This window comes from Paenibacillus sp. JCM 10914 (assembly GCF_001315105.1).
In the GTDB taxonomy this organism is placed as follows: Bacteria; Bacillota; Bacilli; order Paenibacillales; family Paenibacillaceae; genus Paenibacillus_AQ.
Genome location: NZ_BAZR01000012.1, coordinates 78,163 through 92,594, shown reverse-complemented (window position 1 = coordinate 92,594; position 14,432 = coordinate 78,163). Strand labels below are relative to the sequence as shown.

The window sequence follows — 14,432 nt, the reverse complement described above, 5'->3', positions numbered from 1 at the left end:
TGATGGGACAGATGAAGCATCTGCTGCCACAAGCTCCAATGGCTCCCATTACAGCCGAACGAATCCTTACCGGAAAAGAGTGGGGTTATCAGCTGAAATGGGATGGCGTACGAATTCTGGCAAGTCTGGACCAAAGCGGCGTCTCACTCTATTCCCGCAAGCTGCTGGACAAAACCGCGCTCTATCCTGAGATTGTGGCTTCCTTATCCGGACTTAAGCAGCAGCTCTTGCTGGATGGTGAAGTTGTGTATTTCCATCCCGAGCTAGGACGCCCCGTCTTCCAGAAAGTGCTGCAAAGAGAGCGTTCCCGATCCGTGAGCGCCAACGCCCCCCGTCTCACCTACGTTGTATTCGACATTTTGGTGGATGGAGACCGGGATATGCGTAAGCTGCCTTATATCGAACGCCATCACCGTCTTAAGGAAGTTGCAGCGAACGTGCCAGGGCTCTTAATCGCAGACTTATTCCTTGATGGAGAAGCTTTATGGGATTGGGCAGAGGAGCGCGGCTGGGAAGGCATTGTCATGAAGCGCCTTGCTTCTCCCTACCGTGAGGGCAAGAAGCATCGCGATTGGTATAAGAAGAAGATTGCCATCCAGATGGAGGCAACCGCCGTTGCATTCATCATTCGTGAGGGACGGGTCGCCAGCCTGGTGCTGTCTGATGAGGAGCGCAACTATATCGGCAGAGCCTCCCTCGGTTTAAACGAACGGAACAAGCGACTCCTGCTCCAATATGCCGGGGATCATCATACCGATAACGCAGTCTGGCATCCCCTTCATTCCGATCTGAGAAAAGAGCGGCTTGCCTGGCTAAGCGAGCCGCTCAAGGTGCAAGTGACCTTTCTGGAATGGAGTCAGGACGGTATGATGCGTCATCCGAAACTCGTATCGATTGAGGGGGTGTAAAGATCATAGCACGTCACCGCACGATTAAAGGGACCCTTCAAATCGAGGGACAAGAAATTCAAATCACCAACCCCGATAAACCACTGTGGCCGGAGGTTGGCATTACGAAAGCCATCTACCTGCAAAAACTTGCAGCAATTTCCCCGTATCTGCTTCGTTATTGCCGGGGAAGGCTGCTAACGACGATCAGATATCCGCACGGCGTGGAAGGTGAATCCTTCTATCAGAAGAATGCACCTGAGCCTCTCCCGCCATTCGTTACCACCTACATCCATGAGAACATTAACTATGTGCTGCTTAACGGACTGCCGGAACTGTTATGGCTCGGGAATCTCGCCGCGCTTGAATTCCACCCTTCCCTGCACTTGGCCGGCAGCGAGCAGCCTTGTGAATGGATGATTGACCTCGATCCGTCGCAGCAAGAAGAGCCGCGGATCATGGAGCGACCGCCATTGTAGGAAGTGTATTGCAATCCCTCGGTCTCTCGTCGGTCCCGAAGACCTCCGGTGCAACCGGTGTGCAGGTTATCGTACCCATTTCTGATGGAATTACCTTCGATGACCTGCGTTCCGTCGGACAATTCGTAGGGCAATATGTAACGGAGAAGCATCCCGAACTGTTCACCCTCGAGCGGCTGAAGAAAAACCGTGGCAATAAGATCTATTTCGATTACTTGCAGCACTATAGCGGAAGGACGTTAGCGGCACCGTATACCCCTCGTGCCCGGACGCTTGCCACGGTCTCCACTCCGCTCACTTGGGATGAAGTACAGCAGGACGTATCGCCGAAGGAGTTTCATCTGCTGAACATTGTAGACAGGCTCAAGGATAAAGGAGATCTGCTGCAAGCACTGGCTCCTCAACCGATCGAGAACGTGATCCATCAGCTCAAATCGCAAACCAAGCGTCCGTCAAAACGGAAAGGATAACTGCTCGACCTCCGGCATTAGCTCTTTGCCTGTCACCGGTTTGGAAGGCTCTGGCATCCTCCTTGGCAGGGAAGGAATTGTTTCAGCCATCTCTGCCGTTCGCTTGTCCAGCTTAAATTCTGCGAGCAGCAATGCTGCCATGGCTTTGAAGGAGCGAATATAGTCGCCCTCGGCATATGCCCCTTGACTATAGAGCTCCCGATAGGACTGCACAAGCTGCGGAAAGTGAAGTTTCAGCGTTGCCAGATACCATTTCTTCACATCGCGTGACAACCGCAGCAAAGATATCATCGCATAAACCGCCCCACGCTCGCGCGCACTAGTTAAGAGCCCCCTTATCCCATCCTCCGCATCCGTAATTAATGGCAGTACAGGTGCTACGAAAAGGCTGGTATCCACACCCGCATCAGACAAACGATGAATCGTCTCCAATCGGGCCGCCGGTAACGGTGATGCCGGCTCCAACATGCGGATCACTGCCGCATCCATGGTGTTCAGACTGATATTGACGGAGACGTCCTCCATTCGCGTCAAAATGTCCAGGTCACGCATGACTAGCGGGGAACGAGTAGTGATATTGGTGGATATCCGATATTTCGCAAGCAGCTTCAGGCACTCCCGCGTAATCTCGCTTTCCCCTCAATCGGCTGATACGGATCCGTAGCCGTTCCTATCGTCACTTCACCGATGGACCGCCGCATCGCTTCAAGGTCGTACTCATGTTTCTTGGCAGCGATGGTTAGCTGCTGCTGCAGCGCTTCCGCCGCATTCATCTTCATAAAGATATGATGCTGGAACTCATCCTCATACCCCATTCCGATAAAGGATTGGAAGCCACGGGCATAACAGAAGCTGCAGCCGTGTCCACACCCACGGTACGGATTGATCGACCAATCGAAGGGCATCCTCTCCGCTTTCACCCTGTTTAACGTCTGCTTGGTGGTTACGTGCTCATAACGAGTCTGTCCCATGTCTTTGCCCCCTCCATGCCTCTTAATTATCCAAAATTAATCTACAAATCCATCCATATCCCAACCATTAAACAAACGTATGTTCCTATTATAATCAAAACTTGCTTTGTTTACAAACCAGTCTGTATAATGATTAAATATCAAGTGATATATATCGTTTGATATTCATAATAATAGAGCAAGGAGCTTATCATGCCACCAAAATCTAAATTCACCAAACAGGACATTGTGCTGGCCGCGTTTCAGATTGCCCGCAAGGATGGTCTTGACTCCATCACGATTCGCAAAGTAGCTGAGCAGCTAGGGAGCTCGATTGCCCCGATATACGTTAATTTCAACGATGTGGAGGAACTCGTTCAGCACGTGGTAAACCACGCTCTTCATACCGCTAAGCAGTTGATCACGGATCAATCATCGGGACAGCCGTTCCGTGACATCGGCATGGCCAGCCTTCGGTTTGCTAAAGAGTATCCGGTGCTGTACCGGGACCTGATCATGAAGAACAGTCAACACATGAAACATACGCCTGAGCAAATTCAATACGTAGTAGAACTCATGCAGCAGGACCCGGATCTGTCCGGCTTCTCAGACCAAGAGTTGGAAGCGATATTGATTAAAATGCAGGTATTCCAGACAGGCCTGTGCGTCATGGTGGCAAACCATCTGTTCACCGAGATTCCTGACGATGAACAGATGCTTCGAATGATGGATGAAGCTGCAGAGGACTTTGTCCGCGCCGCACGCAAACGGCAGCATGAAACTCGCTAATGAGGGTATCCAAATTTATGGAGGGGGAATGGCATATGGGGAGTTGGCTCGAACAATCAAGGCTTGATCAGTGGATGTCCAAAATGGGTGAGAATAAACGCATATTCAGTACGGTTCTATGCGTGGAGGATCAAGACAGAAACCTAGCACTTGTCAGTTCTGCTGGCGGGATGCAGCCGCATGACCGATATTTCATTACGAGTGTTACCAAGCTATATGTGACGGCCATCATCCTTCAGTTGAGAGCTGAAGGATTAATAGACCTTGATGACCCGATCCGTCAACATCTGTCTGATGATATTATGCAAGCTCTGCACATTCTGGATCATCACGATTACTCCGGGCTCATCACCGTCAAACATCTTATGTCCAATACTTCCGGCATTCCCGATTACTTCTCGGGTCAGGTATTCGCGGATTTGGTAGCTGGTCATGACCAGCCCTTTGGGCTAACCAGGGTTCTGAGCGCAGCCAAAGCAGCAAAGCCGAAGTTCTTTCCCGGTCAAAAGGGCAAAGCACAATATTCAGACACCAATTATCAATTGCTCGGTCGTATTCTGGAGAATATTACAGGGCAACCCGTCGCCAGCTTATTTAAGGAACGTATATTTGACCCGCTGAACCTGAACGATACTTATTTTTATCTTGATCCACAGGACGACAGCCCGATCGATTTCTATTACAAGGAAAAGCGGCTGCGATTGCCTATATACATGTCCTCGATTGGAACCGAAGGCGGCATCGTTTCAACAGCGAAAGAGAATATGACTTTCCTGCGTGCTTTCTTTGATGGCAGCCTGTTTCCTAAGTCCGAGCTGAAAGAGTTAACGATGAAGTGGAATTTCCTCTGGTCCCCCGGTACTTTCTATTACGGCACAGGGATCTCCAGACAACCGATATCTCCATTTGCACTTCGCCAAGGCCTAATCGGACACTGGGGGCAATCCGGCGCATTTGCCTTCCACCATCGAAACGGGTTTGTATTTCACCGGAACCGTTAATCAGGCCATAGGTCAATCGATAGCGGTACAGGGCATGGCTAGAATTATCCGTCATTATAAAAAAAGTTCCACCCGCGCCAAGTAAGCGAAACGGGTGGAACTAGAACGATTAATGAATGGCTTTTTTCTTGAATCTGCCGCCTTTCACGTCATGAATGTTCCCCACGGCAATGAAGGCTTGGGAGTCCCAGTCCTCGACTATGGTCTTCAGCTTCGCTTCCTCAAGCCGGGTAATCACAACGAAGATTACCTTCTTGCTGTCTCCTGAATAAGCGCCTTCGCCGTCCAGATAGGTAACACCACGTCCCAATCGCTGGGTCAGGGCATCGCCGATTTCCTTATGCTTGTCGCTAATGATCCATACCGATTTGGACTGATCGATCCCTTCAATCGTAATATCGATTAATTTAAAAGCCAGGTAGTAAGCAATCAAGGAGTACATCGCGTGATCCCAGCCAAAGATGAAGCCCGCGCTTCCGAGAATGAACACATTGATGAACATGACGATCTCGCCGACGGAGAACGGCGTCCGTTTATTGATCAATATTGCTACAATCTCTGTGCCGTCAAGCGATCCGCCGGATCGAATAACAAGCCCGACCCCTACACCGAGCAGCACGCCGCCGAATACCGCAGCCAGCAATGGATCGATCGTTAGCGGGTCGACGGGGTGAAGAAAATAAGTGCCGGCCGACATGACCAGCACGGCAAACAGCGTAGATAAAGCGAACGTCTTGCCAATCTGTTTGTATCCCATGAACAAGAACGGTAAATTGAACAAGGTGAGGAATATACCGAGCGGCAATTCCGTAATATGGGAGATCATAATGGATATCCCGGTTATTCCGCCATCAATGATATGGTTTGGCACTAGAAAAATCTCCAAACCTACCGCCATCAATACCGCACCCAAAGTTAAGAACACCAGACGGCGGAGAATCCTCAAGGCTGCGGAACCAGCCCTGGGATTCTCCGGCTTCTGCTGCTCCGCTTTGACTTGTGCAAGAATCTTTACATCACTTGACATATATCTCCCCCGTTCAGCTTAAGAATCTAAGCTTATATATATTTATAAGCGGAACCCATATAAATATTCTATCATATAAACGAAGGGATTTTCAAAGTTCTTCCTTTTATATTTTGGGTCAGAGAGATCAACTTAACATCTCATGTCAGATGTGTATATACGCAAGGATTTATAGTAGTGGGGAGAACATACGACACAAAATTTCCTTGGATTTCTGCCATCTTCCTCGGTGCTGAAAGGCTTGCGCATCAATCTGCTTGCTATGTCTTAGGTCTTCTTCAAAGTCCGAAACGAGTCGGTCGATCGGTTGCTGATCAAACAGCACAGCCGTCAGTTCGAAATTACAGAAGAAGCTTCGCATATCCAAGTTTGCCGTTCCGACGGAGCCGAGCAACTCATCCACAATGAGCACCTTCGCGTGGATAAAGCCTTTCTCATATTCATAGAAGATAACACCGGCGGCTAACAATTCCTCAACGTAAGATAGACTGGCCAGCTTCACAAGCCGGGAATCGGCCCGGTCCGGAATGATAATCCGCACATCCACCCCGCTCACGGCAGCCGTCTTCAATGCTTCGTAAACTCCCTGATCCGGTATGAAATACGGTGTCGTTATCCAGATTCGCTCTTTGGCTACTGTAATCGCCCCGAAGCACATCTCCTGAATGGCATTCCAGTTCATATCCGGGCCGCTGCTTAATACTTGCGCCTGTTCATTGCCGGTACAATCATGCTCCGGGTACAGCCCATGATCCGCAATCCGTTCCCCCGAAGCCAGCTTCCAGTCATGCAGGAACACATTCTGAAGGAAATAAACCGCATCCCCTCTCAGCTCCAGATGCGTATCGCGCCAATAGCCCATTTTAACATCCTTGCCTAGATAGTCATCGCCAACATTGATGCCGCCCAGAAACCCAACCGTGCCATCAACCACCACGATCTTGCGATGATTCCGGTAGTTAATTCTACGACTAAACATGGATACCCATATCGGTAGGAAGTAATAAAATTCCACGCCCGCATCCTTAAACTTCTGGATAAAGGGCTGTTTGAGCTTGATACTGCCAAGCCCGTCACAAATGAGGCGTATCTTGACCCCTTCCCTAGCTTTACGGATCATCACATCCTGAAATTGAGTCCCAATCTGATCGTCGCGAAAAATATAGAACTCGACATGAATGTGCTCTTTCGCCTGTTCCATCGCTTCCAGCATGGCCGCGAAGGTCTCCTCCCCGTCCGTTAATACCCGACTTTCGTTGCAGCCGGTAATGGGGCTTTCAGACAGGTGATTCAGCAAGTTAAACAGACGTGCATTGTGATGGAATTCGGGATTGTTCATATCTTCTTTGCGCCTAACGATATCGGCCCGATCCCATAAATGGCTTCGAATCTCTTGGAACAATCTTGATCCGCGCTTGCGAATCTTTAAGCGCTTCTGATAATCCTGGGCCACGAAATAATAGAGTACAAACCCGATCACCGGAAGGCACAGCATAATGAATACCCATGCGACAGCCTTGGACGGACTGCGATACTCCAGAAGCAATACCGTCGCGACTTGCACAATAAAAAAAATAAGTGCCAGCAGAAGCCACACCATACGGCAGCCCCCTAACTATGAAAGATAGTAATAAAAATCAGCCATGAGCAGATACCTACATCATTGACCAATTGCTTCATTATTTATTCAATTACCCAATGCTGCACCTTGCTGAATAAATTCTCGCTTTGCATTATTTTTGACATGTTCTACGAAACCATAGAATACATACTAGATAAGGAGATGGCCAAGTATATCGGATGTTAAACGCGAGTCCCGAATATGATGTATGGAAGGGAGATGCCATGAGAACCGCACACCGGAAGCAACGTTTGACCCTGCTGGTGCTCCGGGATGCCCAGCATTCTGTCAAACAGATCCAATTGTCCAAACCACTGATGATAGCGGTGCCTGCGGCTGCTCTGCTGTCGATTGCCGGACTAATCGTATCCTTGCAAATTCAATCCGCCCAGACGATCTCGGGCCTGGAACAGCAGCTGACGCTCAAAAGCTTGGAAGCTTTAAAAATGGAGATCACCGTCACAGACAAGAATGAAGCGATAGAACGATTAAACCGGGCCATTATCCAATTGTCTGGCGAGGCCGAGCAGACGAAAATCCAGATGGAACGTGTGCAGCAGCTCGAGGTGGAATTACAGCAATTTATTGAGAAACATGGCCAATTATCCGGCCAAACCTCTTACAGCACCGAAGATGATGCGCATCACGTCGGGGGTGAATTCATTGCGGTCCATGAGAACGAGATGCTGAACCTTGCCAGAGAAACCAAAGATGACTTCGAGGAAATCCAACAGATCATTTCAAGAATGGAGCAGCATATCCCAAGAACATTGGTACAGGCGCAAGAGACACAGGATCAGCGTGAGGGCATGCCCTCACGCTGGCCAACGGAATCCAAACGACTGACTTCCAGCTTCGGCTACCGCAGCGACCCCTTTACCGGGCGGTCAGCCTATCATGCGGGAATCGATATTGCGGGTAAAATCGGTGACCCAATCTATGCAGCCGGTGCCGGTGTCGTTACGACAGCCCAGCGCAGCGGGGCACGCGGACTTTATATTATCATCAAGCATCCAAACGGCCTGGAGACATGGTACATGCATCTGAACAGGCTGAGCGTATCGGAGGGAGAACGTGTCGAGCAGGGCCAGACCATCGGCGAGCTGGGCTCATCCGGAAGAAGCACTGGCCCCCATCTTCATTTTCAAGTCGTAAAGAATGATCAAACGCTGGACCCGATATCATATTTGCAATAGGAGGAATCTGGCCATGAAAAAGAAAAATAAACGCACATCACATCGAATTGATACGTTGATCGGACCTGGGAGTGAAATGGAGGGCGTGCTGCAGTGCGAGGATAATATTCGAATTGACGGGCATTTCAGCGGCACCATTGAAAGTCAGGGTTGTGTCACCATCGGTGAACGTGCCGTTGCCCGTTCCAACATTATGGGCCGTGAGGTTATCGTGGCAGGTCAAGTCTATGGAGATATTACGGCTGAGGCCCGATTGACGATTACGCCGACGGGTCAGATGAACGGTGACGTCTATGCCACTTCCCTCATTATTATGGAGGGGGGACTACTGAACGGTTCAAGTCATATGGAACAGCCAACTGCTCAGACAGGCAAGCAAGCTGAAGTAACGGAGGCACCAATCTCGCTCCAACGCCCGGAAGCAGGCTAGTCTGGTGCATGGAGGATTTGCGTGGCTGCTTCAATGATAAAGAGCCCCTTTCGTATCCATGGCTTTAACATGGCTGAAGGGGCTCCTATTCACTTAGGTTGCAACATCCCTCTTGCAAAAGCCAACCAAGAGATCAAGACAAACAACAAACTGTAGAGCGCGAGCATCGTTACTGAGAAGCCGAGACTAACTCCGCCCGGACCGACAGAAGAACGAATATAGACGCTCAGATCGGTATGTTGGAACAACAGATATTTAGCCCATCCATAACGTTCAGGACTGAAGATGAAGCCGATCAGATCTTTGGTGAACAACACCAGCAGCGACAATCCGATCGACAGTCCGCCTGATCGGAACACGGTGGAGAGCATGAAGGCGATAAGCGCTATGACGAGGACCTGGATCGTGTCCGTCAACAGCAGCAGCAGCGCATGGCTTGCCGCCTGCCCGGCCAACTCCGATGGCACCTGCGAACCGGCAAAGAACAGCATCGAGGAGACGATGCCCACAGCGGCAGTAATAATCGCGCAGAGCAGTCCGAACATCGTGAAAGCGATCAGCTTGGACATTAGGATTTTGCCGCGGCTCCATGGTCTGATCAGCAGCAGCTTGATTGTGCCCCCTGTAAATTCACCCGCCATTATATCCGAGGCAATCATCACGGTGAAGATGGCGCTTAAATACAGTGTGAAGCTTTCTGTCCAGGTGAAGACCGTCCAAGGATCCATTGAAGCATCCGAGAAGAATAAAATCGCCGGCATCGCAGCATTAAAGAATATAAGAATCCCGAGCATCACCCAGGTACGCACCCGATAATAAATCTTCATATTCTCATTCACAATCAGAGAGGCGAAGTTATTCAACATCATGACCCCTCCCGTCATTTCCAGGAATTGATCCTCCAGCGATTGCGTCACGGGCTGAATGCCAAATACCCGCACACCCGCCCCAACGAGCTCAGCGTTCATATCGGCAATCATGTCCGGATTCCCCCTGACAATGATACGGTCACCCAGAGCCCTGACTTCATAAGCGTTAAGTGACTGTAATGCGACACCCACATCACTTACGATGAACGCCGTCTCTTCAAACATCCGCTCCCCTTCTTCGGTACGAAGTTTCCGAATATCAATCAGCTTGCCATGCCGGATGATCGCCACCGTATCACACATCAGTTCCATCTCCGAGAGCAGATGGCTGGACACGAATACGGTCGTGCCTTCCTCCTGCGTCAATCTGCGCAAATAATCGCGCAGCTCGCGAATTCCCTGGGGATCAAGCCCGTTGGTGGGCTCGTCCAGAATCAGAAGCTTCGGTTGATGGAGCAATGCTTGGCTACGCCGAGCCGCTGACGCATGCCAAGGGAATACGTATGAACCTTATCCCTAATCCGACTGCCTAGCCCGACCAGTTCGACGACTTCCTGGATACGCGCTTCCGAAATACCGGGCATCATGCGCGCGAAATGCTTCAGATTATGATAACCGGAGAGAAACTTATACATTTCAGGGTTCTCCACGATCGCCCCGATCTGGGCGGCAGCCTCTTCATAATGGGTCCTGATGCTGTATCCACCAATCGTAATGTCCCCATTACTAATGGACATCAGCCCGACCATCATGCGGATGGTCGTCGTCTTACCTGCACCGTTCGGACCTAGGAATCCGAATATTTGCCCCGGTGTAATATCAAAGGTCACGTCATCCACCAGCACTTTGCCAGATACTTTCTTTGTCACACCGAGCAATCGTACCAAGGGTTCCTGCTTCATATAAATAAATCTCCTTTGCCCATGTATCCTGTGAATCACCATAATTATACAATACATGAGCAAAAGACAGAAATCTCAGCGCGTTCGCCCTTGATGGTACAGGCTTAAATGCAGCGCGTCCTGTTCCTCAGTGTTTAACCAGTTGCGATCCGCCTTCGAGGATCACGATTTGACATTCCTTGCACACCCCTGCTGGAACCTTGTCTTTATAGAAACCGGTTTTGTACAAGCTAAAGCCTTCTGAGATGGGCAGCATTTTGCTACAGCTTACACAATACATAATCGACTCGTTCATTCCGTCATCTCCTCTCCGGATGTATGCCACTGATCTCGCATAACTCGGAACGATACAATATGTATCTACAAGAGGAATTTTATATAATTTGCTACTCTTTGTCAATCAGAGGTTATAGCTACACCTCCTGATAGGCTTCGTTTCTTACGAGGTTACCAAGCTCATATTCACTAGTCGCTTCGTGCAGGAATAATACCTTGCCGCATAATCCGGATTGCATTAATTCAAACGCCTCTTCATAACGTTCCAAGGTAAAGGTATGCGTTACCAGCTTCGAAATATCGAGCGAATGATGATGAAGCAAGCCCTTCATCTGTTGCCAGGTCTTATACATACGTCTGCCCGTAATCCCTTCGAGACGAATTCCCTTAAATATGATCTGACTCATATCAAGCGCAACCTCAGACGGCGGAATTCCCATTAATGACACCCGCGCTGCCTGGGCGGCGCCCACAATAGCTTCTTTTAATGCCTCCGGATTACCCGACATCTCCAGTATGACTTCAGGACCTTCTCCTTCGGTAAACTCTTGCAATGCTGTTGACAATCGGTCGATGGAATTGTTGATGATAACATCTGCCCCCATCTTGCGAGCCATCTCCAGCCGATACGGATTAATATCCACTGCGATAACTTGGCCGGCTCCACACGCCTTCGCTACCGCAATCGACATCAGCCCAATCAAGCCTGATCCAATTACTGCGACGGATTTGCCTACTATGTCACCGGCCATGACCGCATGCACCGCGTTGCCTAACGGATCTTGCAGGCAGGCCAGCTCAAGCGGCAAATTTGCGGCATTATGAATCACATTGCTGGCTTTAACGACGGCATAACTGGCAAAACAACCAGGTGCAGTAATCCCGAAGCTTCGAGTATTTCGGCATACATGAGCATTGCCCGATCGACATGCACTGCACCAGCCGCAGACGATATGTCCCTCAGCCGAGATATAATCGCCCACTGCTACGTTAAAGACATGGTTTCCGATCGCTTCCACAATTCCAGCAAACTCGTGGCCGAACACATTTGGTGTAATCACGGTTTGCTCCGCCCAAGCGTCCCAATTGTAAATATGCATATCCGTCCCGCAAATCGAGCTTACCTTCACCCGCACCAACACCTCATCATGGCCAATTTCCGGAACTGGCACTTCCTTAAGAACTGCCCCCGGTTCCCGACTTTCTTTGACCAGCCCCAACATCGTTGATCCCATCCCCGTGCCCCCTGCTATTCATACTATTTACTGAGTAAACCTGCCAAAAAAAGAAAAAGAACCGTCTCGTTCGGGGTTGTTGCCCAATACCCGAATCCAACCGTTCTTGAACGTTCATCTATCGTGCTTCCATCATGGCGTAACGCGAACGATATTTCCGCTATAGTCTCGCCAGTTCGTACCGTCAAAGTACACCGGTTTTTTTAAGTTGGTGTCATAGTAAGTGTCTCCTGCGATAGGCGTCTTGGTGACTTCCGTGCTTCTTCTAAGATTGATGAATTTATCCCTCATCACGATCTCTGAATATTTTCCGTTCGAATTGTCAGGTTTGCCGCGGTAATACAATTTGCCCGTCCTGCTCTGATAATTGAAATAGCCCGGGGTGAAGTCCTCGCCGGGATAACCCGCCGTGGCATTCTCATTAATATAGATCGGGGCCACCATCGTCTTAAGATAACCTTTGTAGAATAAAGCCAGTTTATCGTGGTTGTACCAGATGGAGCCGGCATCAATCGCTGCCATATTGCCGTTGTTCAGATCACCAGGCAAGAGCGACATCCGCAGCAACGGGTTGCGTTCAGCCAGTTGGGCTCCCACCCATACCTGATCCGCTTCCGTATGATCATCAATGAGCAAATTACCCGGGTTCACATTGCCGCGGATGAGATTATGGCCACTGACAACGGAGATCGCCTTCACCGTGTTTTTTCTCATTTTCTTCGTGTCCACCAGGATGTTACCTTGTACCACACTGAACTCTGCGTCAAACAGATTAATACCACAGTTCTGATCATGACTCGTTACGGGGCTTAGATCCAGGTTGTTCCAAGTTTGAATCCGATTGTTGGTTATGATGATATTGCTGCAGTTCGGTTCAGGATACTGTGACCCATGGGCGGTTGCAATCCCGGAGGTAGGTACGGTATCAATCGAATTCCCGTTCACAATAACATCTTTGGAAGCAAAAATGTTGATCGCGCCAAAACTGAACTGTTTCATATCAGGTGCACTAATACTGTTAGACTCCACAACGATCTGCCGTACGCCCCATAATTCGATGCCATTGTATCGGTTATTAATGGCTATATTATTCGTAATGACGATATCGTAAGTCTCATATTGCTGTGAAGAGAAGGCCGTGATGCCTTCCTGACCATTGCCAATCAGGGTATTCCCCATCGCCATGTTGCTATAGCACAGCCGCTCCTTCGGATCGGTAATACCGATATTCGTATCAAACAAAATCCCCTGCCCCCCGCAGTTCTCCACATGATTAAACAATACTTTGCAATGGATAGAAGAGGATACATTAATACCTGTATTTAAGTTCGGGCCGACTCCATTGAATAAGACGGCATTCTTAATTCGGTTGTTCTCGATCGTCATATACTCACAGTCGTTCACATAAATAATGCGCTCGGTTTTGTTATTCAGATTGAGCAGTTGGTTACCTGCTATATAACCGCCCGATGAACGATAGAAGTACCAGCCATTGCTGTTGCCCTCTACCTTCATATCACGGATGACAAAATCGGAGCTATCCGCAACAAAAAAATCAATCTTCCCTTCGAGCCCGGCAACTTCAAACGAATGTACGCCTGTGGCCCGTATGATGACATCCGACACCTTTGGATCTGGAGATTGCAGAACAGCCCCTGTCTTCCCGATCAGCTTTACGTTGTTCTTCATTATAATCTGATCGACACTATACACGCCCGGTTCAAGCATAACATCCGCTCCAGAAGCTGCAGCCAGATCAATACTGGATTGGATGGCGGCAGCGTCATTGGCCGTTCCGTTCGCACTGGCTCCGAACCACTGCGGCGCGATCGCATCAACTTGAGGTTGTCCTCTCACCATTCCTTGTCCAGCGAATATACGGGATCGCCCCGCTGAAATTTTCCCGTTGATGGTCACCGTCTTCCCTTTGCTAATATTAAGCTCAGCTCCAGGTAGGAAATGGAGCATAATCCCTGCATCCACCGTCATATCCTGGCTAATTGCGTATGATCCCTTACTCAGGACCAGAACACCACCACCGTAGCTCTTCAACTTCGATAACGATTCGGTTAAAGTCTGCGTATCCAGAACGGTCAACCAAGGAAGATTCAATTGATTCAACCATTACTGCCATCCGACAGACCGGATATCGTCGCCTTCTCATCCATCCTATGCTCCTTAACGATGGAATCCTTCGGCAAATCTTTGCCATCATCTGATGATCGAACTGCTGAAATCATCAGACAAGCTGGCAGGACAGCTCGCATAGCTCTGCTGAATTTGGCCGATTTCCTCATCGA

At 49.4% G+C, this 14,432-nt stretch carries 13 protein-coding genes and 3 pseudogenes; 6 read left to right on the top strand and 10 right to left on the bottom strand.

The window, feature by feature from the left end; translation table 11 throughout:
• Window positions 1-2 precede the first annotated feature (2 nt).
• A complete protein-coding gene (locus JCM10914_RS15170; protein ID WP_036718402.1) occupies window positions 3-908 on the top strand; it encodes a DNA ligase in 906 nt (301 codons plus the stop codon).
• Between the two features lie 5 nt (window positions 909-913).
• A pseudogene (gene ligD, locus JCM10914_RS15165) lies at window positions 914-1,836 on the top strand (non-homologous end-joining DNA ligase).
• On the opposite strand, the gene JCM10914_RS30430 reads toward ligD, so the two are convergent.
• Entirely contained in the window at window positions 1,819-2,370 is a 552-nt protein-coding gene (locus JCM10914_RS30430) for a hypothetical protein (RefSeq protein ID WP_231638663.1), read from the bottom strand. The pseudogene ligD and the gene JCM10914_RS30430 overlap by 18 nt on opposite strands.
• Before the next feature lie 74 nt (window positions 2,371-2,444).
• Entirely contained in the window at window positions 2,445-2,807 is a 363-nt protein-coding gene (locus JCM10914_RS30425; RefSeq protein WP_023962430.1) for a radical SAM domain protein, read from the bottom strand.
• Between the two features lie 192 nt (window positions 2,808-2,999).
• On the opposite strand from JCM10914_RS30425, the gene JCM10914_RS15155 reads away from it, so the two are divergent.
• Window positions 3,000-3,575 (top strand): TetR/AcrR family transcriptional regulator, encoded by a 576-nt coding sequence (locus tag JCM10914_RS15155; protein WP_023962428.1) that lies wholly within the window; start codon window positions 3,000-3,002, stop codon window positions 3,573-3,575.
• Between the two features lie 35 nt (window positions 3,576-3,610).
• Complete coding sequence (locus tag JCM10914_RS15150) at window positions 3,611-4,576, top strand: serine hydrolase (protein ID WP_231638662.1); 966 nt, start codon at window positions 3,611-3,613, stop codon at window positions 4,574-4,576.
• 109 nt (window positions 4,577-4,685) lie between these two features.
• Here JCM10914_RS15150 and JCM10914_RS15145 read toward each other — a convergent pair whose 3' ends face one another.
• Window positions 4,686-5,603 carry a YitT family protein gene (locus JCM10914_RS15145; RefSeq protein WP_023962424.1) on the bottom strand — a complete coding sequence of 306 codons (918 nt, stop codon included), beginning with the start codon at window positions 5,601-5,603 and terminating at the stop codon, window positions 4,686-4,688.
• 169 nt (window positions 5,604-5,772) lie between these two features.
• Complete coding sequence (cls, locus tag JCM10914_RS15140) at window positions 5,773-7,203, bottom strand: cardiolipin synthase (protein WP_023962422.1); 1,431 nt, start codon at window positions 7,201-7,203, stop codon at window positions 5,773-5,775.
• A 245-nt stretch (window positions 7,204-7,448) separates the two neighbouring features.
• On the opposite strand from cls, the gene JCM10914_RS15135 reads away from it, so the two are divergent.
• The gene (locus tag JCM10914_RS15135) at window positions 7,449-8,420 is read left to right on the top strand and encodes a M23 family metallopeptidase (protein ID WP_023962420.1); all 972 of its coding nucleotides are present in this window, start codon (window positions 7,449-7,451) and stop codon (window positions 8,418-8,420) included.
• Window positions 8,421-8,433: 13 nt separating this feature from the next.
• Window positions 8,434-8,850 (top strand): polymer-forming cytoskeletal protein, encoded by a 417-nt coding sequence (locus tag JCM10914_RS15130; RefSeq protein WP_023962418.1) that lies wholly within the window; start codon window positions 8,434-8,436, stop codon window positions 8,848-8,850.
• Window positions 8,851-8,939: 89 nt separating this feature from the next.
• Here JCM10914_RS15130 and JCM10914_RS15125 read toward each other — a convergent pair.
• From JCM10914_RS15125 to JCM10914_RS15105, 6 genes and pseudogenes are all read right to left on the bottom strand, one after another.
• A pseudogene (locus JCM10914_RS15125) lies at window positions 8,940-9,635 on the bottom strand (ABC transporter permease); the annotation flags it as partial.
• 87 nt (window positions 9,636-9,722) lie between these two features.
• A pseudogene (locus JCM10914_RS15120) lies at window positions 9,723-10,621 on the bottom strand (ABC transporter ATP-binding protein); the annotation flags it as partial.
• Between the two features lie 127 nt (window positions 10,622-10,748).
• On the bottom strand, window positions 10,749-10,916 hold the full coding sequence (locus JCM10914_RS28910; RefSeq protein ID WP_023962412.1) for a hypothetical protein: 168 nt from the start codon (window positions 10,914-10,916) through the stop codon (window positions 10,749-10,751).
• Between the two features lie 118 nt (window positions 10,917-11,034).
• The gene (gene tdh, locus JCM10914_RS15115) at window positions 11,035-12,132 is read right to left on the bottom strand and encodes an L-threonine 3-dehydrogenase (protein WP_023962410.1); all 1,098 of its coding nucleotides are present in this window, start codon (window positions 12,130-12,132) and stop codon (window positions 11,035-11,037) included.
• Window positions 12,133-12,264: 132 nt separating this feature from the next.
• Window positions 12,265-14,253 (bottom strand): right-handed parallel beta-helix repeat-containing protein, encoded by a 1,989-nt coding sequence (locus JCM10914_RS15110; RefSeq protein ID WP_023962408.1) that lies wholly within the window; start codon window positions 14,251-14,253, stop codon window positions 12,265-12,267.
• The gene (locus JCM10914_RS15105) at window positions 14,250-14,429 is read right to left on the bottom strand and encodes a hypothetical protein (RefSeq protein ID WP_023962406.1); all 180 of its coding nucleotides are present in this window, start codon (window positions 14,427-14,429) and stop codon (window positions 14,250-14,252) included. The genes JCM10914_RS15110 and JCM10914_RS15105 overlap by 4 nt, the downstream gene beginning before the upstream one ends.
• Window positions 14,430-14,432: the final 3 nt, after the last annotated feature.

Bases quoted from the DNA above. Each gene is read 5' to 3' on its own strand.
- JCM10914_RS15170 (WP_036718402.1), top strand. From the start codon at position 3: ATGGGACAGATGAAGCATCTGCTGCCACAAGCTCCAATGGCTCCCATT.
- JCM10914_RS30425 (WP_023962430.1), bottom strand. From the start codon at position 2,807: ATGGGACAGACTCGTTATGAGCACGTAACCACCAAGCAGACGTTAAAC.
- JCM10914_RS15155 (WP_023962428.1), top strand. From the start codon at position 3,000: ATGCCACCAAAATCTAAATTCACCAAACAGGACATTGTGCTGGCCGCG.
- JCM10914_RS15150 (WP_231638662.1), top strand. From the start codon at position 3,611: ATGGGGAGTTGGCTCGAACAATCAAGGCTTGATCAGTGGATGTCCAAA.
- JCM10914_RS15145 (WP_023962424.1), bottom strand. From the start codon at position 5,603: ATGTCAAGTGATGTAAAGATTCTTGCACAAGTCAAAGCGGAGCAGCAG.
- cls (WP_023962422.1), bottom strand. From the start codon at position 7,203: ATGGTGTGGCTTCTGCTGGCACTTATTTTTTTTATTGTGCAAGTCGCG.
- JCM10914_RS15135 (WP_023962420.1), top strand. From the start codon at position 7,449: ATGAGAACCGCACACCGGAAGCAACGTTTGACCCTGCTGGTGCTCCGG.
- JCM10914_RS15130 (WP_023962418.1), top strand. From the start codon at position 8,434: ATGAAAAAGAAAAATAAACGCACATCACATCGAATTGATACGTTGATC.
- JCM10914_RS28910 (WP_023962412.1), bottom strand. From the start codon at position 10,916: ATGAACGAGTCGATTATGTATTGTGTAAGCTGTAGCAAAATGCTGCCC.
- tdh (WP_023962410.1), bottom strand. From the start codon at position 12,132: ATGGGATCAACGATGTTGGGGCTGGTCAAAGAAAGTCGGGAACCGGGG.
- JCM10914_RS15105 (WP_023962406.1), bottom strand. From the start codon at position 14,429: ATGAGGAAATCGGCCAAATTCAGCAGAGCTATGCGAGCTGTCCTGCCA.